This is a genomic window from Pantoea sp. X-Soil-YNGN-844 (genome assembly GCF_059730595.1).
Window position 1 is genome coordinate 2,721,873 of record NZ_AP036007.1, and the last position, 17,424, is coordinate 2,739,296.

A 17,424-nucleotide genomic window follows, 5' to 3' on the forward strand; every position below is an offset into this window, starting at 1 on the left:
GGAGGCGTTATGGCATCCACTCTGGAGCTACTGGAAGAACACCGTATTTTTGGCGGCTGGCAGCAGCGCTGGCGTCATCAGTCGGCCGTGCTGAACTGCCCGATGACCTTCAGCATCTATCTGCCTGAGCCGCACGGTGATGCGCCGCCGCCGGTGGTCTGGTTTCTGGCCGGGCTGACCTGCAACGATGAGAACTTCACCACCAAAGCGGGCGCGCAGCGCGTGGCGGCGGAACTGAGTCTGGTACTGATTATGCCGGATACCAGCCCGCGCGGCGAAGGCGTTGCCAACGATGAGGGCTACGATCTGGGTCAGGGCGCGGGATTTTATCTCAATGCCACTCAGCAACCCTGGGCCACGCATTTCCGCATGTTCGACTATCTGAGCAGCGAGCTTCCCTCCCTGATTGCGGACAACTTCAAGGTCAGTGAACGTCAGTCGATTATGGGTCACTCCATGGGCGGACACGGCGCGCTGATGCTGGCGCTGCGTCTGGGTAACCGCTTTGCCTCGGCGTCTGCCTTTGCGCCGATTGTGAACCCGATGCAGGTGCCATGGGGCCAGAAAGCGTTTCAGGCCTATCTGGGCGATGACCAGGCAGCGTGGCGGGAATATGACAGCTGCCAGCTGATGGCGGAGGTGTCGCATCGTCTGCCAGTCCTGATCGATCAGGGCGACAGCGATCAGTTCCTGGCCGATCAGCTGCAACCGGAGCGGTTAGAGGAGATCGCCAGAGAAGTCGGTTTCCCGCTGACGCTGCGTATTCAGCCGGGTTATGACCATAGCTACTTCTTTATCGCCAGCTTCGTGGAAGATCATCTTCGCTTCCATGCACAGCATCTGCTGGCGTAAATCATCAGGGCCGCAATAGCGGCCCTGAACTTTTCTGCATCCTGTACTGCCGCAAACGCTGACTCGAAGTCAGGCCTTGCCCGATTCTCAGACCAGTGCCGGTCCGGTCAGCCCGTCGATCATCACCTGCGGAATGCCGCGCGAGCAGTGTTCGATACGGCCATTGACGCCATATACTTTCGCCAGCGTAGCCGGCGTGATCACCTCATCCGGCTGCCCTTCCGCTACCAGTGCGCCCTGCTTCAGCATCAGCGCGTGTTGTGCATGACGCAACGCGATGTTGATGTCATGCACCACCACCACCGTCACGATGTTGCGCTGGGCTGTTTCGCGGCGGACCAGATCCATCACGTGGAACTGGTAATTGAGGTCCAGCGCGCTCAGCGGTTCATCCAGCAGCAGCAGCTTAGGGCGACGGATCAGTGACTGCGCCAGCCCGACCAGCTGCTTCTGTCCGCCGGAGAGCTGGTCGAGGTAACGCATCGCGAGATGCGCAATCCCCAGCTGTTCCAGCAGATGCATGATTTCCGCTTCGCTGCTGGCGCTGTGCAGCCCACCGGAAGCACGCTGCGCCACAATGATCGACTCCAGCACATGCAGATGCACACCCGCAGGCAGTGACTGCGGCAGATAGACCACGTTCTTTGCGCGACGGGCAAACGGCTGTGTCATCAGATCTTCACCGTTGAGCCACATCTCACCCTGACCTTTATTCAGCCCGGCCAGCGCGCGCAGCAGCGTCGATTTACCACAGCCATTCGGCCCGAGCAGCACGGTGATCTCACCGCGTGGCAGCGGTGCCACGTTGAGATTTTCAATGACTTTATGTTTGGGATACCCGGCACTGAAGCCGCGTAACGTCAGACCCTGTTCCATCACACCGTCCCCCGATGACGCAGAATAATACTCAGGAAGAACGGCACGCCAATCAGTGAGGTGACGATGCCGACCGGAATGATCACGCCGGGGAGCAGGTTTTTCGAGGCGACCGACGCCAGCGACAGCACCAGCGCGCCGACCAGCGCACTGGCGGGCAGGTAAAAGCGGTGATCTTCGCCAAACATCATGCGGGCAATATGCGGTGCCACCAGACCGATGAAGCCGATCGGGCCAACAAACGCCACCGCCAGTGCCGAGAGAATACTGATACGCAGCAACGTGGTCAGCCGCAGACGACGCACGTCAATGCCAAAGCTCACCGCGCGGTCTTCGCCCAGACGCAGCGCCGTCAGCTTCCAGCTGCTCATCATCGAGAACGGCACCAGAATGGCGAGCGCGACGGTTAATACGCCCAGCTTCTCCCAGGAAGCACGCGCCAGGCTGCCCATGGTCCAGAACACCAGACCCTGCAGGGTGTCTTCGCTGGCGATGAACTGCATCATTGAGACCAGCGCATTAAAGGTAAAGACCAGCGCGATACCAAACAGGACTACGCCCGCCGAGGAAACCTGCGTCCAGCGGGTCACGGCATCCAGCATCAGCGCGGCAAACAGCGCAAAGACAAAGGCGTTGGCAGAGATTAACCACTGATCAGGAATGCCGGGAATACCGATGCCGAGAATGATCGCCAGCGCGGCACCAAATGCCGCCGCCGAGGAGACACCCAGCGTAAACGGGCTGGCCAGCGGGTTATTCAGGATGGTCTGCATCTCTGCACCTGCCAGGCCCAGCGACAGCCCTACCACCAGCGCCATCAGCGCATAGGGTAAACGAATGTCCCAGACGATAACGCGGGTGCCGGCATCCACGCTGTCGGGGCTGAGCAGCGTATTCCACAGCGTTTCAAGTGAGAGTCCGGCCGGACCCAGCGTGAAGTCGAGGATCAGCGAGGCGACAATGGCCACCAGTAATACGCCAATCCAGATCAGGCGGCGGCGCAGCACCTGATGGTAATTTTGCATGGTGTGGTGAAGCGTCTCTTCCCCCGCCAGCAGCGAAGTTTCGGTAGTCATGTTTGAACCCTGTGTGGCTATCACGTCAGAAAACGCAGCCACAATAGTGCAGGTGATAATAATTATCAATTCGTGAAGATAAGCGAGACGTGAAAAAAGGGTAAAAAACGGTGTTGCAGGCGGGAGAATGGCTCAGGGAGCCTGCGCCTTTCGCAAAGACGCAAAACCCGCCATCCCTGGCGGGCTCAGCGCGGACCATCCCTGGCCCGCTATGCTTTGCTACAGGCACAGGCTCCCATCGCTTCACGATTCCTGCGGCCTGCCAGAACTGCGGCAGGCACCGTGCGCAGGAGTCAGCGCACAGAGCTAATCTTTATGAACCGGGAACTCCATCTCGCTGTACTTCACGAAACGACTGCCGCGCGTCAGCTTGTAACCAAACCAGATAATCAGGAACAGCGGAAGACCGATGTAGGTTGCTGCTACGCCGTACCAGTCGATGCTGTCGTTAAGGAAGGCCTGATAGTTCTGACCCAACGTGATGATCAGGCAGAGCACGAAAGCAAAAATCGGTCCCAGCGGGAAGAAGCCGGAACGGTATGGCAGATCGTTCAGATCACGTCCCTGGGCGACATAGCCGCGACGGAAGCGATAGTGACTGATGGCAATACCCAGCCAGGCGATAAAACCGGTCATGCCAGAGGTGTTCAGCAGCCACAGATAAACTTCCTGATTGCCAAATTTTGAGGTCAGGAAGCACAGCCCGGCCACGACGGTGGTCGCCCATAAGGCATTGCGCGGTACACCGCCCTTTGAGAGCTTCGCGAAAATGCGCGGCGCTTTACCTTCAGAGGCCAGGTTGTACAGCATGCGCGTTGAGGCATACATACCGGAGTTACCGGCAGACAGCACCGCCGTCAGGATCACCGCATTCATCACCGCTGCCGCAGAGAGCAGACCCGCGTTGCGGAACACCAGAGTGAACGGACTGACGCTGATATCATCAATGTCGTTGTGCAGTAATTGCGGATCGGTATACGGCAGAATCAGGCTGATAATCAGGATAGCGAACACGTAGAACAGCAGGATACGCCAGAAAATCTGCCGCACGGCACGCGGGATATTTTTTGCCGGGTCTTCAGATTCGCCCGCCGCGATACCGATCAGCTCGGTGCCCTGGAAGGAGAATCCCACAATCATCGCCACGCCAATCATCGCCGCAAAGCCGCCCGCAAATGGCGCATCGCCCACCTGCCAGTTCTGCCAGCCCGCATGCTCTGCACCGCGCATGATGCCAGTGATCATCAGCACGCCCACGATGATAAAGATAATGACGGTGGCCACTTTAATCAGCGAGAACCAGTACTCCGCCTCGCCAAAGCCTTTCACTGAGATGTAGTTAAGCAGGAATATCAGTCCCAGGAACAGCGCGCTCCAGATCCAGCCCGGCGTGTCGGGGAACCAGTAGGTCATCACCAGTTGGGACGCCACCAGGTCAACCGCGATGGTCACCGCCCAGTTGTACCAGTAGTTCCAGCCGAGTGCGAAACCAAAGCCCTCTTCGACATATTTTGCGCCGTAGGTGGCGAAAGAACCGGATACGGGCATGAAGGCAGCCAGCTCACCGAGACTGGTCATCAGGAAGTAGACCATCAGGCCGATCAGCATGTAGGAGAGCAGTGCCCCGCCGGGGCCAGCCTGAGCAATAGTAGCGCCGGAGGCGACAAACAGGCCGGTACCGATGGAGCCGCCGATGGCGATCATCGTCAGATGACGGGCTTTTAACGCACGTCGTAATGCAGGTTGTTGTGTTGTTTTTGAGTCATTATGCATGTGTTAACGCTACGCTGGGTAAAAATGAGGCGCGATTGTAGCAGCCAGACCGCCTCTGTATAGCTGATGCCATGCTGTTATAAGTTAAGTTCATGATCGCGCCCGAATTATTAGCAATCACTCACGGCAATAGGACAAAAAGCGCGTCAGTGCCTTTGAAATATGCTTCTGCCGGTGATGAATGCGATAGAGCGTCCGGGTCAGACGCGGCAACGGAATCGTCAGTTCTGTCAGCGTCCCCGCCTCCAGCAGATCGGCAATCACCCGGCGCGAAAGACAGCTGATCCCCATGCCATGCCGCACGGCATGCTTGATCGCTTCGGAGTTGCCCAGCTCCATACCCAGTTGAAAACTTGGCAGGTGAGACAGCAGCAGATAGTCGACGATTTCCCGGGTGCCGGAGCCGCGTTCACGCAGGATCCACGGCGCTTCTGCCAGGGTTTTCAGCGTCACCGGCTGTTGCAGAATCGCCGCATCGGGCGCGGCAAACACCACCAGCTCATCTTCCAGCCAGGGTTCGCTGACCAGTTCGGTCATATGGCACGGCCCTTCAATCAGGCCGACATCCACGCGAAAATCGGAAACCGCCTGAATCACATCCTGACTGTTGCCGACGCTCAGCTCCAGCGGCAGACCGGGAAAATCGCGACGATAGGCCGCCATCATGCCCGGTAGCAGATAATTACCGATGGTGCTGCTGGCGAAGATGCGGATCGCGCCGTTATCCTCTTTAAACAGCTGCTCAATTTCGCCCGCCTGCTCCAGCAGCCCGACCGCACGCGGATAGAGCAGTCGCCCATGCTCATTCAGCACCAGCCGTTTGCCGACCCGATCAAACAACTGTACCCCGAGCTGACTCTCCAGATCGGCCAGCGCCGCGCTTACCGCCGACTGCGACAGCGCCAGCAGTTGCGACGCCTGAGTGGTAGAGCCGCTCTTCAGCACTTCGGTGAACACTTCGATTTGCCGCAGCGTAATGTGCATCGTCGCCTCTTAACTCAGTGAGTGCCTGACAAGGTAAATGATTAACACCAGCCAGATCAGCCCGATGACCACCAGCCAGCCTGCCATCTTTTTGCCGCGCGAACGCTGGGACTGCGCGCGTTCGCTGCTGCTGATGCGCACCTCTCGTGGCAGCAGACGCAGCAGGATCATGACGCCCGAGGGAATAATCACCGCGTCATCCAGCAGACCAACAAACGGGATCACATCCGGGATGAGATCGATCGGGCTGACCACATAAGCAACCAGCCCCAGCATGCCTAGCTTGTTCCACCAGGGTGTGCGCGGATCGCGAAAGGCGAACCACAGCACGAACACATCTCTTTTGATCAGCGTCGCCCAGCGGCGCAGACGCGAAACTATCATGATCACTGCCTTATCGTTTATTCTGGTCAATTATAAATATATTATCAATTTCACTTTTAAGCCAGTCGCCCTCATGATCATGACTCAACCACGAGGAGTGACACCATGACCGAACTGAGCATCCCTAAAACGCATCATCCCGTTGCGCTCTGGTTCCCTGGTCTGCTGCTGACTGTCGCGATTGCCGGGGCTGCCAGCTGGCTGGCGCAGCAACCGGCAATTGCAGCAGCAGGGCTGGGTTCACTGACTCTGGCAATTATGCTGGGCATCCTGGTCGGTAATAGCGTCTATACGCCGCTGGCGTCGCGCTGCGACAGCGGCGTGGCGCTGGCTAAACAGAAGCTGCTGCGACTGGGGATCATCCTGTTTGGCTTCCGCATTACCTTACAACAGATCGCTGACGTCGGTTTCAGCGGCATCCTGATTGATGCGATGACGCTGAGCAGCACCTTTTTTGTTACCTGCCTGCTGGGCATCCGGCTGCTGAAGCTGGATCGCGATACTGTCTGGCTGATTGGCGCAGGCAGCAGTATCTGCGGGGCGGCGGCCGTGCTGGCGACCGAGCCGGTAGTGAAAGCCGCGCCATCGAAAGTTGCGGTGGCTATCGCGACCGTGGTGCTGTTCGGCACGCTGGCGATCTTTATCTATCCGCTGCTGTGGCCGCTGGCGCATCACCTGTTTCCGGGGCTGAGTGCCGCACAGTTTGGGGTATTCACTGGCTCAACCATTCATGAAGTGGCGCAGGTGGTAGCCGCCGGGCACAGTATCAGCCCGGAGGCTGAGAACAGCGCCGTGATTGCCAAAATGCTGCGGGTAATGATGCTGGCGCCGTTCCTGCTCTGCCTGAGTGCGGTAATCCGCGGCAAACGCAACGCGAGCCAGGCGCGTCAGCCGGTGACCTTTCCCTGGTTCGCCCTGCTGTTTATCGCGGTCGCGCTGTTTAACTCGCTGCAGCTGCTGCCTGCTGCGGTGGTGACCACGCTGAATGCGCTGGCGGGTCTGCTGCTGGCAATGGCGATGGCCGCGCTGGGCTTAACCACCCGCTTTGGCGCGCTGCGTGAGGCTGGCGTTAAACCGCTGCTGCTGGGCACACTGGTATTTGGCTGGTTAATCGCGGGCGGCGGCACCATCAATCTGCTGGTGCAACATTTCATGGGCTAGCGGCATCGGGTATCATGCCGCTTCAACCGTGCATAGCCCCCAGGAGAAAGGCATGAAATATATTGGCGCACACGTGAGTGCGGCAGGTGGCGTGGATCAGGCCGTGATCCGCGCCCATGAAATAGAAGCCACCGCCTTCGCCCTCTTTACTAAAAATCAGCGTCAGTGGAAGGCCGCCCCGCTCTCCACCGAGGTGATTGATGCTTTTCGCGCCGCCTGCGAGACGTACAAATTCAGTCCGCAGCAAATCCTGCCGCACGACAGTTTTCTGATTAACCTTGGTCATCCGGTTGAAGAGGCGCTGGAGAAATCCCGCGCGGCTTTTATTGATGAACTGAAACGCTGTGATCAGCTCGGCCTGACGCTGCTCAACTTCCATCCCGGCAGCCATCTGCATCAGATTGAAGAAGAAGCGTGCCTGAAGCGGATTGCGGAGTCGATTAACATCGCGCTCGATCAGACGCAGAACGTGACCGCCGTGATTGAGAATACCGCCGGTCAGGGCAGTAACCTGGGTTTCCGCTTCGAGCATCTCGCCACCATTATTGAGCATGTCGAAGATAAGTCGCGCGTCGGCGTCTGCATTGATACCTGCCATGCATTTGCTGGCGGTTATGACCTGCGCACCGAAGCGGACTGCGAAACGACCTTTGCTGAGTTTGAGCGCATTGTCGGCTTTGACTATCTGCGCGGCATGCACCTGAACGATGCCAAAAGCGCCTTTGACAGTCGCGTTGACCGCCATCACAGTCTGGGTGAAGGGAATATCGGCAAAACGGCGTTTAGCTGGCTGATGAAAGATCCCCGGTTTGATGGCATTCCGTTGATTCTGGAAACCATTAATCCCGATATCTGGAAAGATGAGATTGCCTGGCTGAAAGCCGAGCAGCAGGGATAGAAAAAGGGAGCCAGTTGGCTCCCTTTTCGTTTAGATCGAACGCTGGCTCAGGGAGCATACGCCTTCCGTAAAGACGCAATAAACGCCATCCCTGGCAGGCTCAACGCGGGCCATCCCTGGCCCGCGATGCTTTACTCCAGGCGTATGCTCCCATCGCTTTAATTTCGAGAGCCGTCTGTAAAAGCAAACAGGGAGCCATCCGGCTCCCTGTTATTTTCACTTCAGCAGATTAGGCACTTCTGCACATCAGGCTTTCGCCAGCTGCTCTTCCGGACGTTTCAGAACCGCATAGCTCAGACCGGCAATCGCGGTGCCGATGATAATCGCCATCAGATAGCCGACAACCGGGGTGATTGCGCCAGGGATCAGCAGGACAAACAGTCCACCGTGCGGTGCCATCAGTTTCGCGCCAATCGCCATGGAGATTGCGCCGGTAACCGCGCCGCCGACGATACAGCATGGCAGAACGCGCATCGGGTCACGGGCAGCGAACGGAATCGCCCCTTCAGAGATAAAGCAGAGACCCAGAACCAGTGCCGCTTTACCACCTTCCTGCTGACCTTTGTTAAATTTACGACGGGCAACCAGCGTAGCCAGACCCATCGCCAGCGGTGGCACCATACCGGCGGCCATGATGGCGGCCATCGGGGCATACGTCTGCGAGCTCAGTAAGCCAACGCCAAATGCGTAAGCCACCTTGTTCACCGGACCACCCATATCCGTACACATCATGCCGCCCAGAATCGCACCCAGCAGGACCGCATTCGCCGTACCCATGTTGGCCAGCCAGTGCGTCAGGCCATTCATGATGCCTGCAACCGGTTTACCCACCACGTAGATCATCAGCAGGCCGGTAATCAGGCTGGCAAACAGCGGAATAATCAGTATCGGCTTCAGCGCTTCCATACTCTGCGGCAGTTTAACTTTGCCGCTGATCAGCTTCGCTGCATAACCGGCAATAAAGCCTGCGATGATACCGCCTAAGAAACCCGCGTTAATGCTGGTGGCGATCATACCGCCAATCAGACCTGGCGTCAGACCCGGGCGGTCAGCGATGGAGAAGGCGATAAAGCCCGCCAGCACCGGTACCATCAGGGCAAAGGCGCTGCCCCCACCGATTTGCATCAGTGCCGCAGCCAGTGTGCCCTGCTCTTTAAAGGCTGTGATACCAAAAGCGAACGACAGGGCAATGCTCAGACCACCCGCGACCACCATCGGCAGCATGTAAGAAACACCGGTCAGCAGGTGACGATAAGCCCCCGCGCCGCCTTTCTTCTCTTCTTCACTGGTATTGCTCTGTCCGGCAGCCGCCGCTTTATACGGCTTCGCTTCTGCTACCGCTTTATCCAGTTCCTGCGCGGTTTTCTTCAGCGCCAGACCGGTTGAGGTGCGATACATCGGCTTACCGGCAAATTTCGCCAGATCGACTTCGATATCAGCAGCGACGATCACCAGATCGGCAGCAGCCACTTCTTCCGGGGTAATCGCATTACCGGCCCCCACGGAACCGCGGGTTTCAACTTTCACCCACCAGCCGCGGCGGGTCGCTTCGGCCTGAATCGCCTCGGCAGCCATAAAGGTGTGCGCCACGCCAGTCGGACAGGCGGTAACGGCAACCACGCGTTTCGGCGCGCCAGTCTGAGCCGGTGCCGCAGCAGCTGCGCCAGCCGGAGTGGCCACCGCAGCGGTTGCCTGCCAGGTTTTGGCTTCGGCTTTCGCCCGGTTCAGGAAAGTTTCCGGCTCGCGAACTGCCAGCTGGATATCGCCCAGCCAGACCGCTTTGCCGTTCAGCGCCGCATCGTCCGGCACGTTTTTGCCCAGCACGATCGCCAGTTCAGCGTCGGCAGGGTTATCAGTCAGAGTCAGGCCTGCAGCAGGTGCGGCAGCAGTCAGACGTTGTTGCGCCATATAAGCGGAAGCCAGTCCCAGTACAGGGTCTTTAATCAGCAGCGTTTTCATTATCGCTCTCCTGCTGTCAGTTAACGGGTTGTAAGTCGACGCGCGCCATCATTGCGGCCAACTGAGTACGATCGGAAACGCCGACATTGCTCTGGCTGACGGCCATTGCCGCCACGGCAGTCGCAAGACGCAGCGTGTGTTCGCTGGATTCGCGCATCAGCAGGCCATAAATCAGGCCGCCAACCATGGAATCACCTGCACCCACGGTGCTGACGACTTCACACACCGGCGGTTTAGCAATCCATTCACCTGAGGCGTTGACCCACAGTGCGCCTTCTGCGCCCAGCGAAATCACCACATGGGCGATGCCCTGCTCACGCAGTTCGTGCGCCGCGCCAATGACATCCTGCAGGGTTGGCAGTTTGCGGCCGGCCCAGATTTCCAGCTCACGACGGTTCGGTTTAACCAGCCACGGTGCAGCTTTCAGTCCTGCCACCAGTGCTTCGCGGCTGCTGTCAAAGATGATGCATGGGCAGTGGGTGCGCAGTTCGGTCATCCAGCGGGTGAAGGCATCGTGATCGACACCTTCTGGCAGGCTGCCGCTGACGCAGACCATATCGAACTGGCCCAGCCAGGTCAGCGAGTCGGAGGTAAAACGATCCCAGTCCTGACCCGTCACCTGAAAACCGGAGAAATTCAGATCGGTAACGTCGCCGGTCTGTTCAGTAAGTTTAACGTTGATACGGGTACGGCCAGGTACCACCTGGAAACGGTTAGCAATGCCCAGCTCGCTGAACAGCTGCTGGAAGCCATCCTGATTCTCTTTACCCAGGAAGCCACCCACGGTGACATCGATACCCAGGTCTTTCAGGACTTTGGCAACGTTGATGCCCTTGCCCGCAGCATGCAGCCCGGTGGTTTTCACCAGGTTGACTTCGCCACGTTCAATTTCAGGGGTATAGCCCACCAGGTCATACGCCGGATTCAGCGTAATGGTGGCGACGCGTCTGCTCATGATGCCCCCTCACCCAGACCACTGGTGATCGCTTCTTCAATCGCGTTCAGCGCCTGCTGTGCATCGTCACCGCTGGCAGTGAAGCGCAGGCGATGGCCTTTCTTCACGCCCAGCGCAACCACTTTCATCAGGCTGCGGCCATTGGCAGGTTTACCACTGCCGTCGAGGTTGGTCACGGTGATGTCACTGTTGAACTGCTTGATCACGCTGACCAGCGCGGTGCCCGGACGGGCATGCAGGCCATGTTCGTTACGGATGGTGTATTCGGCGGTCAGCACCTCAGCCTGCTCATCGACTTCGCTGGTCAGTAGCGCGTAAATGCCTGCCGCATCGGCTTTCAGCAGACGATCGGCTTTGCCCTGCTGCAGTAATGCGCTGAGATAGCCCAGCACTTCCAGCGGACGCTCATCGGTCGCCGACACGCTGATTAACAGTGCAGCCTGTTCGCCCTTATGGTCGAAGGCATGTTCAGCGCGACTGATAGCCACGCCGCTGCGCAGGTTGCCGAGGCTGCTGTCGCTGAGCCAGATGCCCTGCCCCAGATTCAGCGGCGTCGTTGAAACCACGTCTGCGACGTAGCTGGCATCCACCACGCCCGCGGACTGCAGCCGACCGGCGTTCATTGCCTGCAGGGTGATCAGATCGCTGGCGGCGACGTTCAGCGTAATTAATGAAGTGTCGAAGCTGAACTCGGCGGCTTGTTTCTCGCCCATCAGCAACGCACGAAGATCTTCAGCAGAGGCGGTTTTAAGCTGTTCGGCAATAGAGTCATCGCTCAGAACATGCGTCAACTGACGCAGCAGCGCCAGATGTTCATCTGACTTAGCAGCAATCCCGATAGCGACATAGGCGGTCTGATCATCGCCCCAGGCAATGCCCTGCGGGAACTGGAACACCTGAACACCGGTTTTCAGCACCAGATCGCGGGTATCGGTGGTGCCATGAGGGATGGCGATGCCGTTGCCGAGGAAGGTTGAGGTCTGCTGTTCGCGCGCCAGCATGCCGTTGACGTAGCCTTCCGTCACATTGCCTGCAGCGGTTAACGCGGCAGCAACCTGACGAATGGCCTCTTCTTTGTTCTGGGCGCTGGCTCCGGTATGGATGGCCTGCAATTCGAGCTGGAACATAATTCTCCTCGCTTGCTGAGATTGAATCGTTTCAGCCAGTGGGGATTTTTTTACGCCATGCTGTTGAAAACAGGTGGCGCAGTCACCGCTGAAACGTTTCAGGGATTGTGGTACAGCAACTTTCCGTAGGCAAGAAAATGCGCAAATGGCGTAACAGATTTTTGACGTTACGCACATTTCGGGGTGGTTAAGGGGAATAAAAAGTGAACAGGCTGACGCGGTTGCTGTAAACCAGAGATTACCGGACCAGAAATTTCAGCAGCGTCAGCGCCTCAGAGCGCGGTATCCGCTTCGAGTTGCAACAGCCAGGTCATCGCCTGATGGCGGGAACCGTTGCCCAGGCTTGGTGCCTGAATATTTTTGTAGCGGCCTGTAAGATTACTCTCGCAGCAGCAGCATATGCCTGACCTATACATTTACTGAGGGCTGGCATAAACTGAGTCACTACGTTTATCCAGGCTATTACTGACGCCTGTGTTCGGGCCAGATTTTTAAAGAGGAACGTCCAACATGAGAACCGTCTCTGTATTCAAAAATGGCAATAATCGCGCCATTCGCCTGCCTCGCGACATGGATTTTGAGGGAGTGAGCGAGCTGGAAATTATCAGGGAAGGAGATGCTATTATTCTGCGTCCTGTCAGACCCACATGGCGTTCATTTACCCAGCTTGAGAAAGCTGACTCTGACTTCATGACAGAGCGTGAAGACGTTATCAGCGATGAGGGACGTTTTGACCTGTGAACAACACTTACATGCTCGACACTAATATCTGCTCATTTATTATGCGTGAGCAGCCTGAAGAAGTCATCCGGCGACTGGAACAGGCGGTGCTGCGTAACCATCGGATTGTGGTCTCTGCAATTACTTATGCTGAAATGCGTTTCGGTGCGATCGGAAAGAAAGCTTCACCGCGGCATATGCATTTGGTAGATGCATTCTGTGCACGGCTTGATGCTGTACTGTCATGGGACCGTGCAGCAGTAGATGCAACCACTGAAATCAAAGCAGCGCTGGCTGCTGCCGGAACGCCCATTGGTCCTAACGACACTGCGATTGCCGGGCATGCTATTGCGGCCAGGGCTATTCTGGTGACCAATAATACACGCGAGTTTCAACGGGTACCCGGATTGCAGTTGGAAGACTGGGTCAAATAAGCGTCTGGATTCATTGTAAGCCGTGTGGATCGGTTCTCAGGCGCTTGTGCTGGCTTCAAGCTCAATCAGGTAGGTCATGGCTGAGGTACGGTCTGTAAGACACATATCAATAGAAGGTTGCAGACTTCCGCATACTTTCGGCCTTAAGTCTGAACCGAAAATCATGCACAAATTTTCATCCGATAACTGAATACATCGGACATTAGCAGGTTTACCCTGCGGCATTCCGGGGATGGGACTTGAGATTGAGGGCGCGATGCAGCATGCACCACAATCAATACGACACTGCATTAATACCTCTCACGCGACCTTCAGAATACAACAGACAGTAACAGAACCTCAGAGGGATCGACACTGTACCCTTCAACACTTAACTTCCCGCTTTAATCGCTTACCATCAGGCATGCCAGGAATCGGTGAAGAAACAGAGGGCACTGTGCAACCGGCACCGCATTGCATGCTGTGCTCCGGCAGAGAAAGTCGCGGCGACAATAGCAGTCCACCGCGCTAATTACCATGAAAGCCGCGGCCTGACACAAAATTTCGCATCCACGATATTGCCAGTTTTCACCGGCGCGAGTAACGTTGCGCGCACTTCACTCTCAAGATAGCGAGAACAGCAATGCCAAAAGCCAACGAAATCAAAAAAGGGATGGCCGTCACGCACAACGGTAAACTGCTGCTGGTTAAGGACATTGATGTCCAGAGCCCCAGCGCACGTGGTGCCGCCACCCTGTATAAAATGCGCTTTACCGATGTCCGCACCGGTTTAAAAGTCGAAGAGCGCTTCAAGGGCGACGAGATTATTGATGCGATTTCGCTCAGCCGCCGTAGCGTGACCTTCTCTTATATAGATGGTGACGAATACATTTTTATGGATGATGAGGATTACACTCCCTACTCCTTTAAACAGGAGCAGATTGAAGAAGAGCTGCTGTTTATCCCTGAAGGCGGCATCCCTGGCATTCACGTACTGACGATGGAAGGTCAGGTGCTGGCACTGGAACTGCCACAAACCGTGGATATGGAAATCGTGGATACCTCACCCGGCATTAAAGGCGCCTCTGCTAGTGCCCGCACCAAACCGGCCGGCATGAGCACGGGTCTCTCTATCCAGGTGCCGGAATACCTCAGTAATGGTGATCGCATCCGTATCCATATCGCTGAACGCCGCTACATGGGTCGTGCAGACTGACCGGTAGCCTTCTGCCTGGCGTGATAATGTTATAGTATTACATTATCACGCTATTCTCTGGCAGGAGTTGGTCTTATGACACGCGTTAACCTGATCACCGGCTTTCTGGGTAGCGGCAAAACCACGCTGCTCTGCCATCTGCTGGCCGCCAGGCCCGCCGGGGAAAAGTGGGCAGTGCTGGTCAACGAATTTGGTGAGATCGGGATCGACGGCGCCCTGCTGGCCGATCGTGGCGCCACGCTGAAAGAGATCCCCGGCGGCTGCCTGTGCTGCGTAAATGGCCTGCCGATGCAGGTCGGGCTGAATATGCTGCTCAGGAGCAAGCCCGATCGGCTGCTGATCGAACCAACTGGCCTGGGTCATCCGCGTCAGGTGTTGCAGATGTTAAGCGCGCCGGTTTATCAGGCGTGGTTGCAATTGAATGCCACCCTGACGCTGCTGGATGCGCGTCAGCTGGCCGATCCCCGCATCGTTGCCAATGAAAATTTCCGCGATCAGCTCGCGGCTGCCGATATTGTCATCGCCAACAAACGTGATTGCTGGAATGAAGCGGACCGTCAGCGCCTGGCTGACTGGCAGCAGCAGATGCAGCCTCCGCGTCCATTAATACAGACGGAATTTGGTCAGGTCCCCCTTTCTCTGCTGGATATGCCGTATCAGCCCCGCGATCTCCCTCTGTCGCATCACCATCATCCGGCAAATCCTACCAGCGGTCTGGCAGCGTTACGTCTTGACGACGAAACGCGCTGGCGTCGGGCGCTGAATCACGGCCAGGGTTACAGCGCCTGCGGCTGGCTGTTTGATGCTGATACGCTGTTCGACAGCGGCGCACTGCTGGAGTGGGTGCGGCAGGCAGCGGTCGATCGTGTTAAAGGTGTGATGCGCACGCCAGAAGGCACAATGCGTATTAACTGCCAGGCAAAAGAGTTGCAGAGTGAAACCCTCGCCACACTGCCACCCGATAGCCGCATTGAGATCATCCATTCTCAGCAGGCTGACTGGAATCGGCTACAATCGGCGTTGTTGAAGTGCCGTTTACGCTAAGACAGGTATTGTCGGCGGTTATTTTTTTTAAATGAGTTTTGATTATGCGCGCAACCCGCCTTATTACTATCCTGCTGCTTAATGCACTGGGCGTAGTGCTCTTTCTTTCGTGGTATCTGCCGCCAGAACATGGTTTCTGGTTCGGCATTGATAAAACTATATTCTATGGCTTCAACAATCAGATGGTGAGCCATCCGCTGTTCGCACTGATCGTCGCTATTACCAATTTTCGTGGTTTTGATGCGGTGTCATTGCTGGCCATGGGCCTGCTTTATCTGTCGATCTGGCGACGTGAAACGCCACAGGCGCGGCGGCGGATGCTGGCTATCGGCATCACTATGCTGCTCACCGCCGTGGTGCTTAACCAGCTGGGCCACCTGTTGCCGGTGAAACACTCCAGTCCGACGCTGTTCTTTGAGAACGTGCATCGCGTCAGTGAACTGACCGGTATCCCCGCTAAAGATGCCTCGAAAGACAGCTTCCCTGGCGACCACGGTATGATGCTGATTATTTTCGCCTGCTTTATCTGGCGTTATTTTGGTTTCAGCCGTTTTTTAATTGCCACCGCTATTGTGGTGATATTTTCACTGCCGCGCGTCATGGCGGGTGCACACTGGTTTACCGATATTGCCGTCGGTTCAATGTCAGTGATATTAGTAGGGCTGAGCTGGTGGCTATTAACGCCGGCCAGTGACGTGATGGTTAACTGGTTTTATCGCAAATTACCGGGTAAATATAAGCCCGTGACGTAAATGTTAAGCGCGGACGATTTAATCGCCCTGGTCTTAACCGTCCGCGCTTATAAAAAACAGCCCACCACTATTAGCCTGCTAATTAAATTCACGAAAAGAAAAGGTTATGACCCTGCTGACAGGTTAAATAGCCACCAATATCCTCTGTCAATTAAGAAAACTCCAAAAAAAGAGGCTATGCCCTGAATTGACGCCCCTTTCACTGCCTGTTCTCATCATCATTTCACCACAATTGTAGCTATTGTAGTCAGTGTGTTACGGTTTGATTTCACATCAAAAAAACCTATATGAAATTGATTAAAAGCACTCGCCACGGCGTCTGTAATCAGTTAACCTCAGTCGCAGTGAGGCTACAGCGGCAGAAAATTCGGATTTTTTACCGTTAAAATGTGTCCATTAACACATTTTAGTAATTAAGGATTTGTCTTAGGCTGTTTCGCTTATTAATCTCTCTGTTTTGTCATCTGGCTGGCGACAATTTTGTCGTAAGGAAATCGAAGGAAAACCCGAATAATGGTCAAGTCTCAACCAATACTGAGATATATCTTGCGGATCGTGCCCGCACTGGCGCTGGCCACACTCCTCTCAGCTTGTAGCAGTACACATAGCAGTCAAAACGCGAATAACGAGAATCATGAAGTTAACAACCACAATGGTTTTTTACTTCAGGCGTCTCAGGATGAGTTTGAAGAAATGGTGCGTAACGTCGACGTTAAGTCGCGCATCATGGAACAATACGCCGTCTGGAAAGGTGTGCGCTATCGCCTCGGTGGCGATACCAAACGCGGGATCGACTGTTCCGCCTTTGTACAACGCACTTTCCGCGATCAGTTTGGCTTAGAATTACCGCGCTCGACCTCTGAGCAGCAGGACACCGGTAAAGAGATTACCCGCAGTAAACTGCGTCCTGGCGATCTGGTGATGTTCCGTGCCGGTTCGACTGGTCGTCATGTGGGTATTTATCTGGGTAACGACAATTTCGTTCATGCCTCCACCAGCAGTGGCGTCATGATCTCCAGTCTCAATGATGACTACTGGAAAAAGCGTTACCGTGAAGGACGCCGTGTATTAAGTCGTAACCCGACCTGATTATCACCTTCGATCTTCTCTCAGCCAGAGAACATGAAACGCTGCTTACGCAGCGTTTTTTTTCGTGCCTTATTCTTAGCGGCAGTCGTTTTATCAGATAAAAGCATTGTATTTCAGATTAATAACGAGACATTTCGGACACTCT

The 17,424-nt window shown here is 56.0% G+C and carries 18 protein-coding genes; 9 read left to right on the forward strand and 9 right to left on the reverse strand.

From position 1 onward, the window contains the following. Positions 1–9 precede the first annotated feature (9 nt). Positions 10–852: an S-formylglutathione hydrolase gene (fghA, locus tag AC6I8C_RS12695; protein ID WP_497822690.1), complete on the forward strand. Its 843-nt coding sequence runs from the start codon at positions 10–12 to the stop codon at positions 850–852. Positions 853–939: 87 nt separating this feature from the next. Here fghA and AC6I8C_RS12700 read toward each other — a convergent pair whose 3' ends face one another. The 5 genes from AC6I8C_RS12700 to AC6I8C_RS12720 form a co-directional block, all read right to left on the reverse strand. Further along, positions 940–1,728 carry an ABC transporter ATP-binding protein gene (locus AC6I8C_RS12700; protein ID WP_497822691.1) on the reverse strand — a complete coding sequence of 263 codons (789 nt, stop codon included), beginning with the start codon at positions 1,726–1,728 and terminating at the stop codon, positions 940–942. Beyond that, the gene (locus AC6I8C_RS12705) at positions 1,728–2,804 is read right to left on the reverse strand and encodes a FecCD family ABC transporter permease (protein ID WP_419963687.1); all 1,077 of its coding nucleotides are present in this window, start codon (positions 2,802–2,804) and stop codon (positions 1,728–1,730) included. The genes AC6I8C_RS12700 and AC6I8C_RS12705 overlap by 1 nt, the downstream gene beginning before the upstream one ends. A 306-nt stretch (positions 2,805–3,110) precedes the next feature. Then, complete coding sequence (locus AC6I8C_RS12710; RefSeq protein ID WP_222925216.1) at positions 3,111–4,577, reverse strand: amino acid permease; 1,467 nt, start codon at positions 4,575–4,577, stop codon at positions 3,111–3,113. A gap of 117 nt (positions 4,578–4,694) precedes the next feature. Beyond that, entirely contained in the window at positions 4,695–5,561 is an 867-nt protein-coding gene (yieE, locus tag AC6I8C_RS12715) for a DNA-binding transcriptional regulator YeiE (protein WP_003854133.1), read from the reverse strand. A 9-nt stretch (positions 5,562–5,570) separates the two neighbouring features. Continuing rightward, positions 5,571–5,945 carry a YkvA family protein gene (locus AC6I8C_RS12720; RefSeq protein WP_497822692.1) on the reverse strand — a complete coding sequence of 125 codons (375 nt, stop codon included), beginning with the start codon at positions 5,943–5,945 and terminating at the stop codon, positions 5,571–5,573. Positions 5,946–6,050: 105 nt separating this feature from the next. Between AC6I8C_RS12720 and AC6I8C_RS12725 the strand changes: the two genes are divergently transcribed. Together AC6I8C_RS12725 and nfo are read left to right on the forward strand one after the other, a co-directional pair. Then, entirely contained in the window at positions 6,051–7,106 is a 1,056-nt protein-coding gene (locus tag AC6I8C_RS12725; protein WP_497822693.1) for a YeiH family protein, read from the forward strand. Between the two features lie 52 nt (positions 7,107–7,158). Beyond that, positions 7,159–8,004 carry a deoxyribonuclease IV gene (gene nfo / locus AC6I8C_RS12730; RefSeq protein WP_497822694.1) on the forward strand — a complete coding sequence of 282 codons (846 nt, stop codon included), beginning with the start codon at positions 7,159–7,161 and terminating at the stop codon, positions 8,002–8,004. Positions 8,005–8,250: 246 nt separating this feature from the next. Here nfo and fruA read toward each other — a convergent pair whose 3' ends face one another. From fruA to fruB, 3 genes are read right to left on the reverse strand one after another with little or no spacing between them, the layout of a single operon-like run. Continuing rightward, positions 8,251–9,963, reverse strand: coding sequence for a PTS fructose transporter subunit IIBC (gene fruA, locus AC6I8C_RS12735; protein ID WP_497822695.1), 1,713 nt, complete (start codon positions 9,961–9,963; stop codon positions 8,251–8,253). A gap of 16 nt (positions 9,964–9,979) precedes the next feature. Further along, positions 9,980–10,918: a 1-phosphofructokinase gene (fruK, locus tag AC6I8C_RS12740; RefSeq protein ID WP_013358523.1), complete on the reverse strand. Its 939-nt coding sequence runs from the start codon at positions 10,916–10,918 to the stop codon at positions 9,980–9,982. Continuing rightward, positions 10,915–12,045 carry a fused PTS fructose transporter subunit IIA/HPr protein gene (fruB, locus tag AC6I8C_RS12745; protein ID WP_013358524.1) on the reverse strand — a complete coding sequence of 377 codons (1,131 nt, stop codon included), beginning with the start codon at positions 12,043–12,045 and terminating at the stop codon, positions 10,915–10,917. Before fruB ends, fruK begins: the two co-directional genes overlap by 4 nt. 510 nt (positions 12,046–12,555) lie before the next feature. On the opposite strand from fruB, the gene vapB reads away from it, so the two are divergent. Continuing rightward, entirely contained in the window at positions 12,556–12,786 is a 231-nt protein-coding gene (gene vapB / locus AC6I8C_RS12750; protein ID WP_013358526.1) for a type II toxin-antitoxin system VapB family antitoxin, read from the forward strand. Further along, the gene (locus tag AC6I8C_RS12755) at positions 12,783–13,199 is read left to right on the forward strand and encodes a type II toxin-antitoxin system VapC family toxin (RefSeq protein WP_497822696.1); all 417 of its coding nucleotides are present in this window, start codon (positions 12,783–12,785) and stop codon (positions 13,197–13,199) included. The genes vapB and AC6I8C_RS12755 overlap by 4 nt, the downstream gene beginning before the upstream one ends. Before the next feature lie 36 nt (positions 13,200–13,235). Here the strand turns inward: AC6I8C_RS12755 and AC6I8C_RS12760 are convergent, their stop codons facing one another. Then, entirely contained in the window at positions 13,236–13,490 is a 255-nt protein-coding gene (locus AC6I8C_RS12760) for a YkgJ family cysteine cluster protein (RefSeq protein WP_071822187.1), read from the reverse strand. A gap of 331 nt (positions 13,491–13,821) precedes the next feature. Here AC6I8C_RS12760 and yeiP point away from each other — a divergent pair, with 331 nt between their 5' ends. The 4 genes from yeiP to mepS all read left to right on the forward strand — a co-directional run bounded on the left by yeiP (position 13,822) and on the right by mepS (position 17,279). Beyond that, on the forward strand, positions 13,822–14,394 hold the full coding sequence (yeiP, locus tag AC6I8C_RS12765; RefSeq protein ID WP_003854146.1) for an elongation factor P-like protein YeiP: 573 nt from the start codon (positions 13,822–13,824) through the stop codon (positions 14,392–14,394). Positions 14,395–14,469: 75 nt separating this feature from the next. Further along, on the forward strand, positions 14,470–15,438 hold the full coding sequence (locus tag AC6I8C_RS12770) for a CobW family GTP-binding protein (RefSeq protein WP_497822697.1): 969 nt from the start codon (positions 14,470–14,472) through the stop codon (positions 15,436–15,438). Between the two features lie 44 nt (positions 15,439–15,482). Next, complete coding sequence (locus tag AC6I8C_RS12775; RefSeq protein WP_497822698.1) at positions 15,483–16,190, forward strand: phosphatase PAP2 family protein; 708 nt, start codon at positions 15,483–15,485, stop codon at positions 16,188–16,190. Positions 16,191–16,703: 513 nt separating this feature from the next. Then, positions 16,704–17,279 carry a bifunctional murein DD-endopeptidase/murein LD-carboxypeptidase gene (mepS, locus tag AC6I8C_RS12780; protein WP_013358530.1) on the forward strand — a complete coding sequence of 192 codons (576 nt, stop codon included), beginning with the start codon at positions 16,704–16,706 and terminating at the stop codon, positions 17,277–17,279. Positions 17,280–17,424: the final 145 nt, after the last annotated feature.

Excerpts from the sequence above, each read along its gene's own strand:
- fghA (WP_497822690.1), top strand. The coding sequence starts at position 10 with ATGGCATCCACTCTGGAGCTACTGGAAGAACACCGTATTTTTGGCGGC.
- AC6I8C_RS12700 (WP_497822691.1), bottom strand. The coding sequence starts at position 1,728 with ATGGAACAGGGTCTGACGTTACGCGGCTTCAGTGCCGGGTATCCCAAA.
- AC6I8C_RS12705 (WP_419963687.1), bottom strand. The coding sequence starts at position 2,804 with ATGACTACCGAAACTTCGCTGCTGGCGGGGGAAGAGACGCTTCACCAC.
- AC6I8C_RS12710 (WP_222925216.1), bottom strand. The coding sequence starts at position 4,577 with ATGCATAATGACTCAAAAACAACACAACAACCTGCATTACGACGTGCG.
- yieE (WP_003854133.1), bottom strand. The coding sequence starts at position 5,561 with ATGCACATTACGCTGCGGCAAATCGAAGTGTTCACCGAAGTGCTGAAG.
- AC6I8C_RS12720 (WP_497822692.1), bottom strand. The coding sequence starts at position 5,945 with ATGATAGTTTCGCGTCTGCGCCGCTGGGCGACGCTGATCAAAAGAGAT.
- AC6I8C_RS12725 (WP_497822693.1), top strand. The coding sequence starts at position 6,051 with ATGACCGAACTGAGCATCCCTAAAACGCATCATCCCGTTGCGCTCTGG.
- nfo (WP_497822694.1), top strand. The coding sequence starts at position 7,159 with ATGAAATATATTGGCGCACACGTGAGTGCGGCAGGTGGCGTGGATCAG.
- fruA (WP_497822695.1), bottom strand. The coding sequence starts at position 9,963 with ATGAAAACGCTGCTGATTAAAGACCCTGTACTGGGACTGGCTTCCGCT.
- fruK (WP_013358523.1), bottom strand. The coding sequence starts at position 10,918 with ATGAGCAGACGCGTCGCCACCATTACGCTGAATCCGGCGTATGACCTG.
- fruB (WP_013358524.1), bottom strand. The coding sequence starts at position 12,045 with ATGTTCCAGCTCGAATTGCAGGCCATCCATACCGGAGCCAGCGCCCAG.
- vapB (WP_013358526.1), top strand. The coding sequence starts at position 12,556 with ATGAGAACCGTCTCTGTATTCAAAAATGGCAATAATCGCGCCATTCGC.
- AC6I8C_RS12760 (WP_071822187.1), bottom strand. The coding sequence starts at position 13,490 with ATGCAGTGTCGTATTGATTGTGGTGCATGCTGCATCGCGCCCTCAATC.
- yeiP (WP_003854146.1), top strand. The coding sequence starts at position 13,822 with ATGCCAAAAGCCAACGAAATCAAAAAAGGGATGGCCGTCACGCACAAC.
- AC6I8C_RS12770 (WP_497822697.1), top strand. The coding sequence starts at position 14,470 with ATGACACGCGTTAACCTGATCACCGGCTTTCTGGGTAGCGGCAAAACC.
- AC6I8C_RS12775 (WP_497822698.1), top strand. The coding sequence starts at position 15,483 with ATGCGCGCAACCCGCCTTATTACTATCCTGCTGCTTAATGCACTGGGC.
- mepS (WP_013358530.1), top strand. The coding sequence starts at position 16,704 with ATGGTCAAGTCTCAACCAATACTGAGATATATCTTGCGGATCGTGCCC.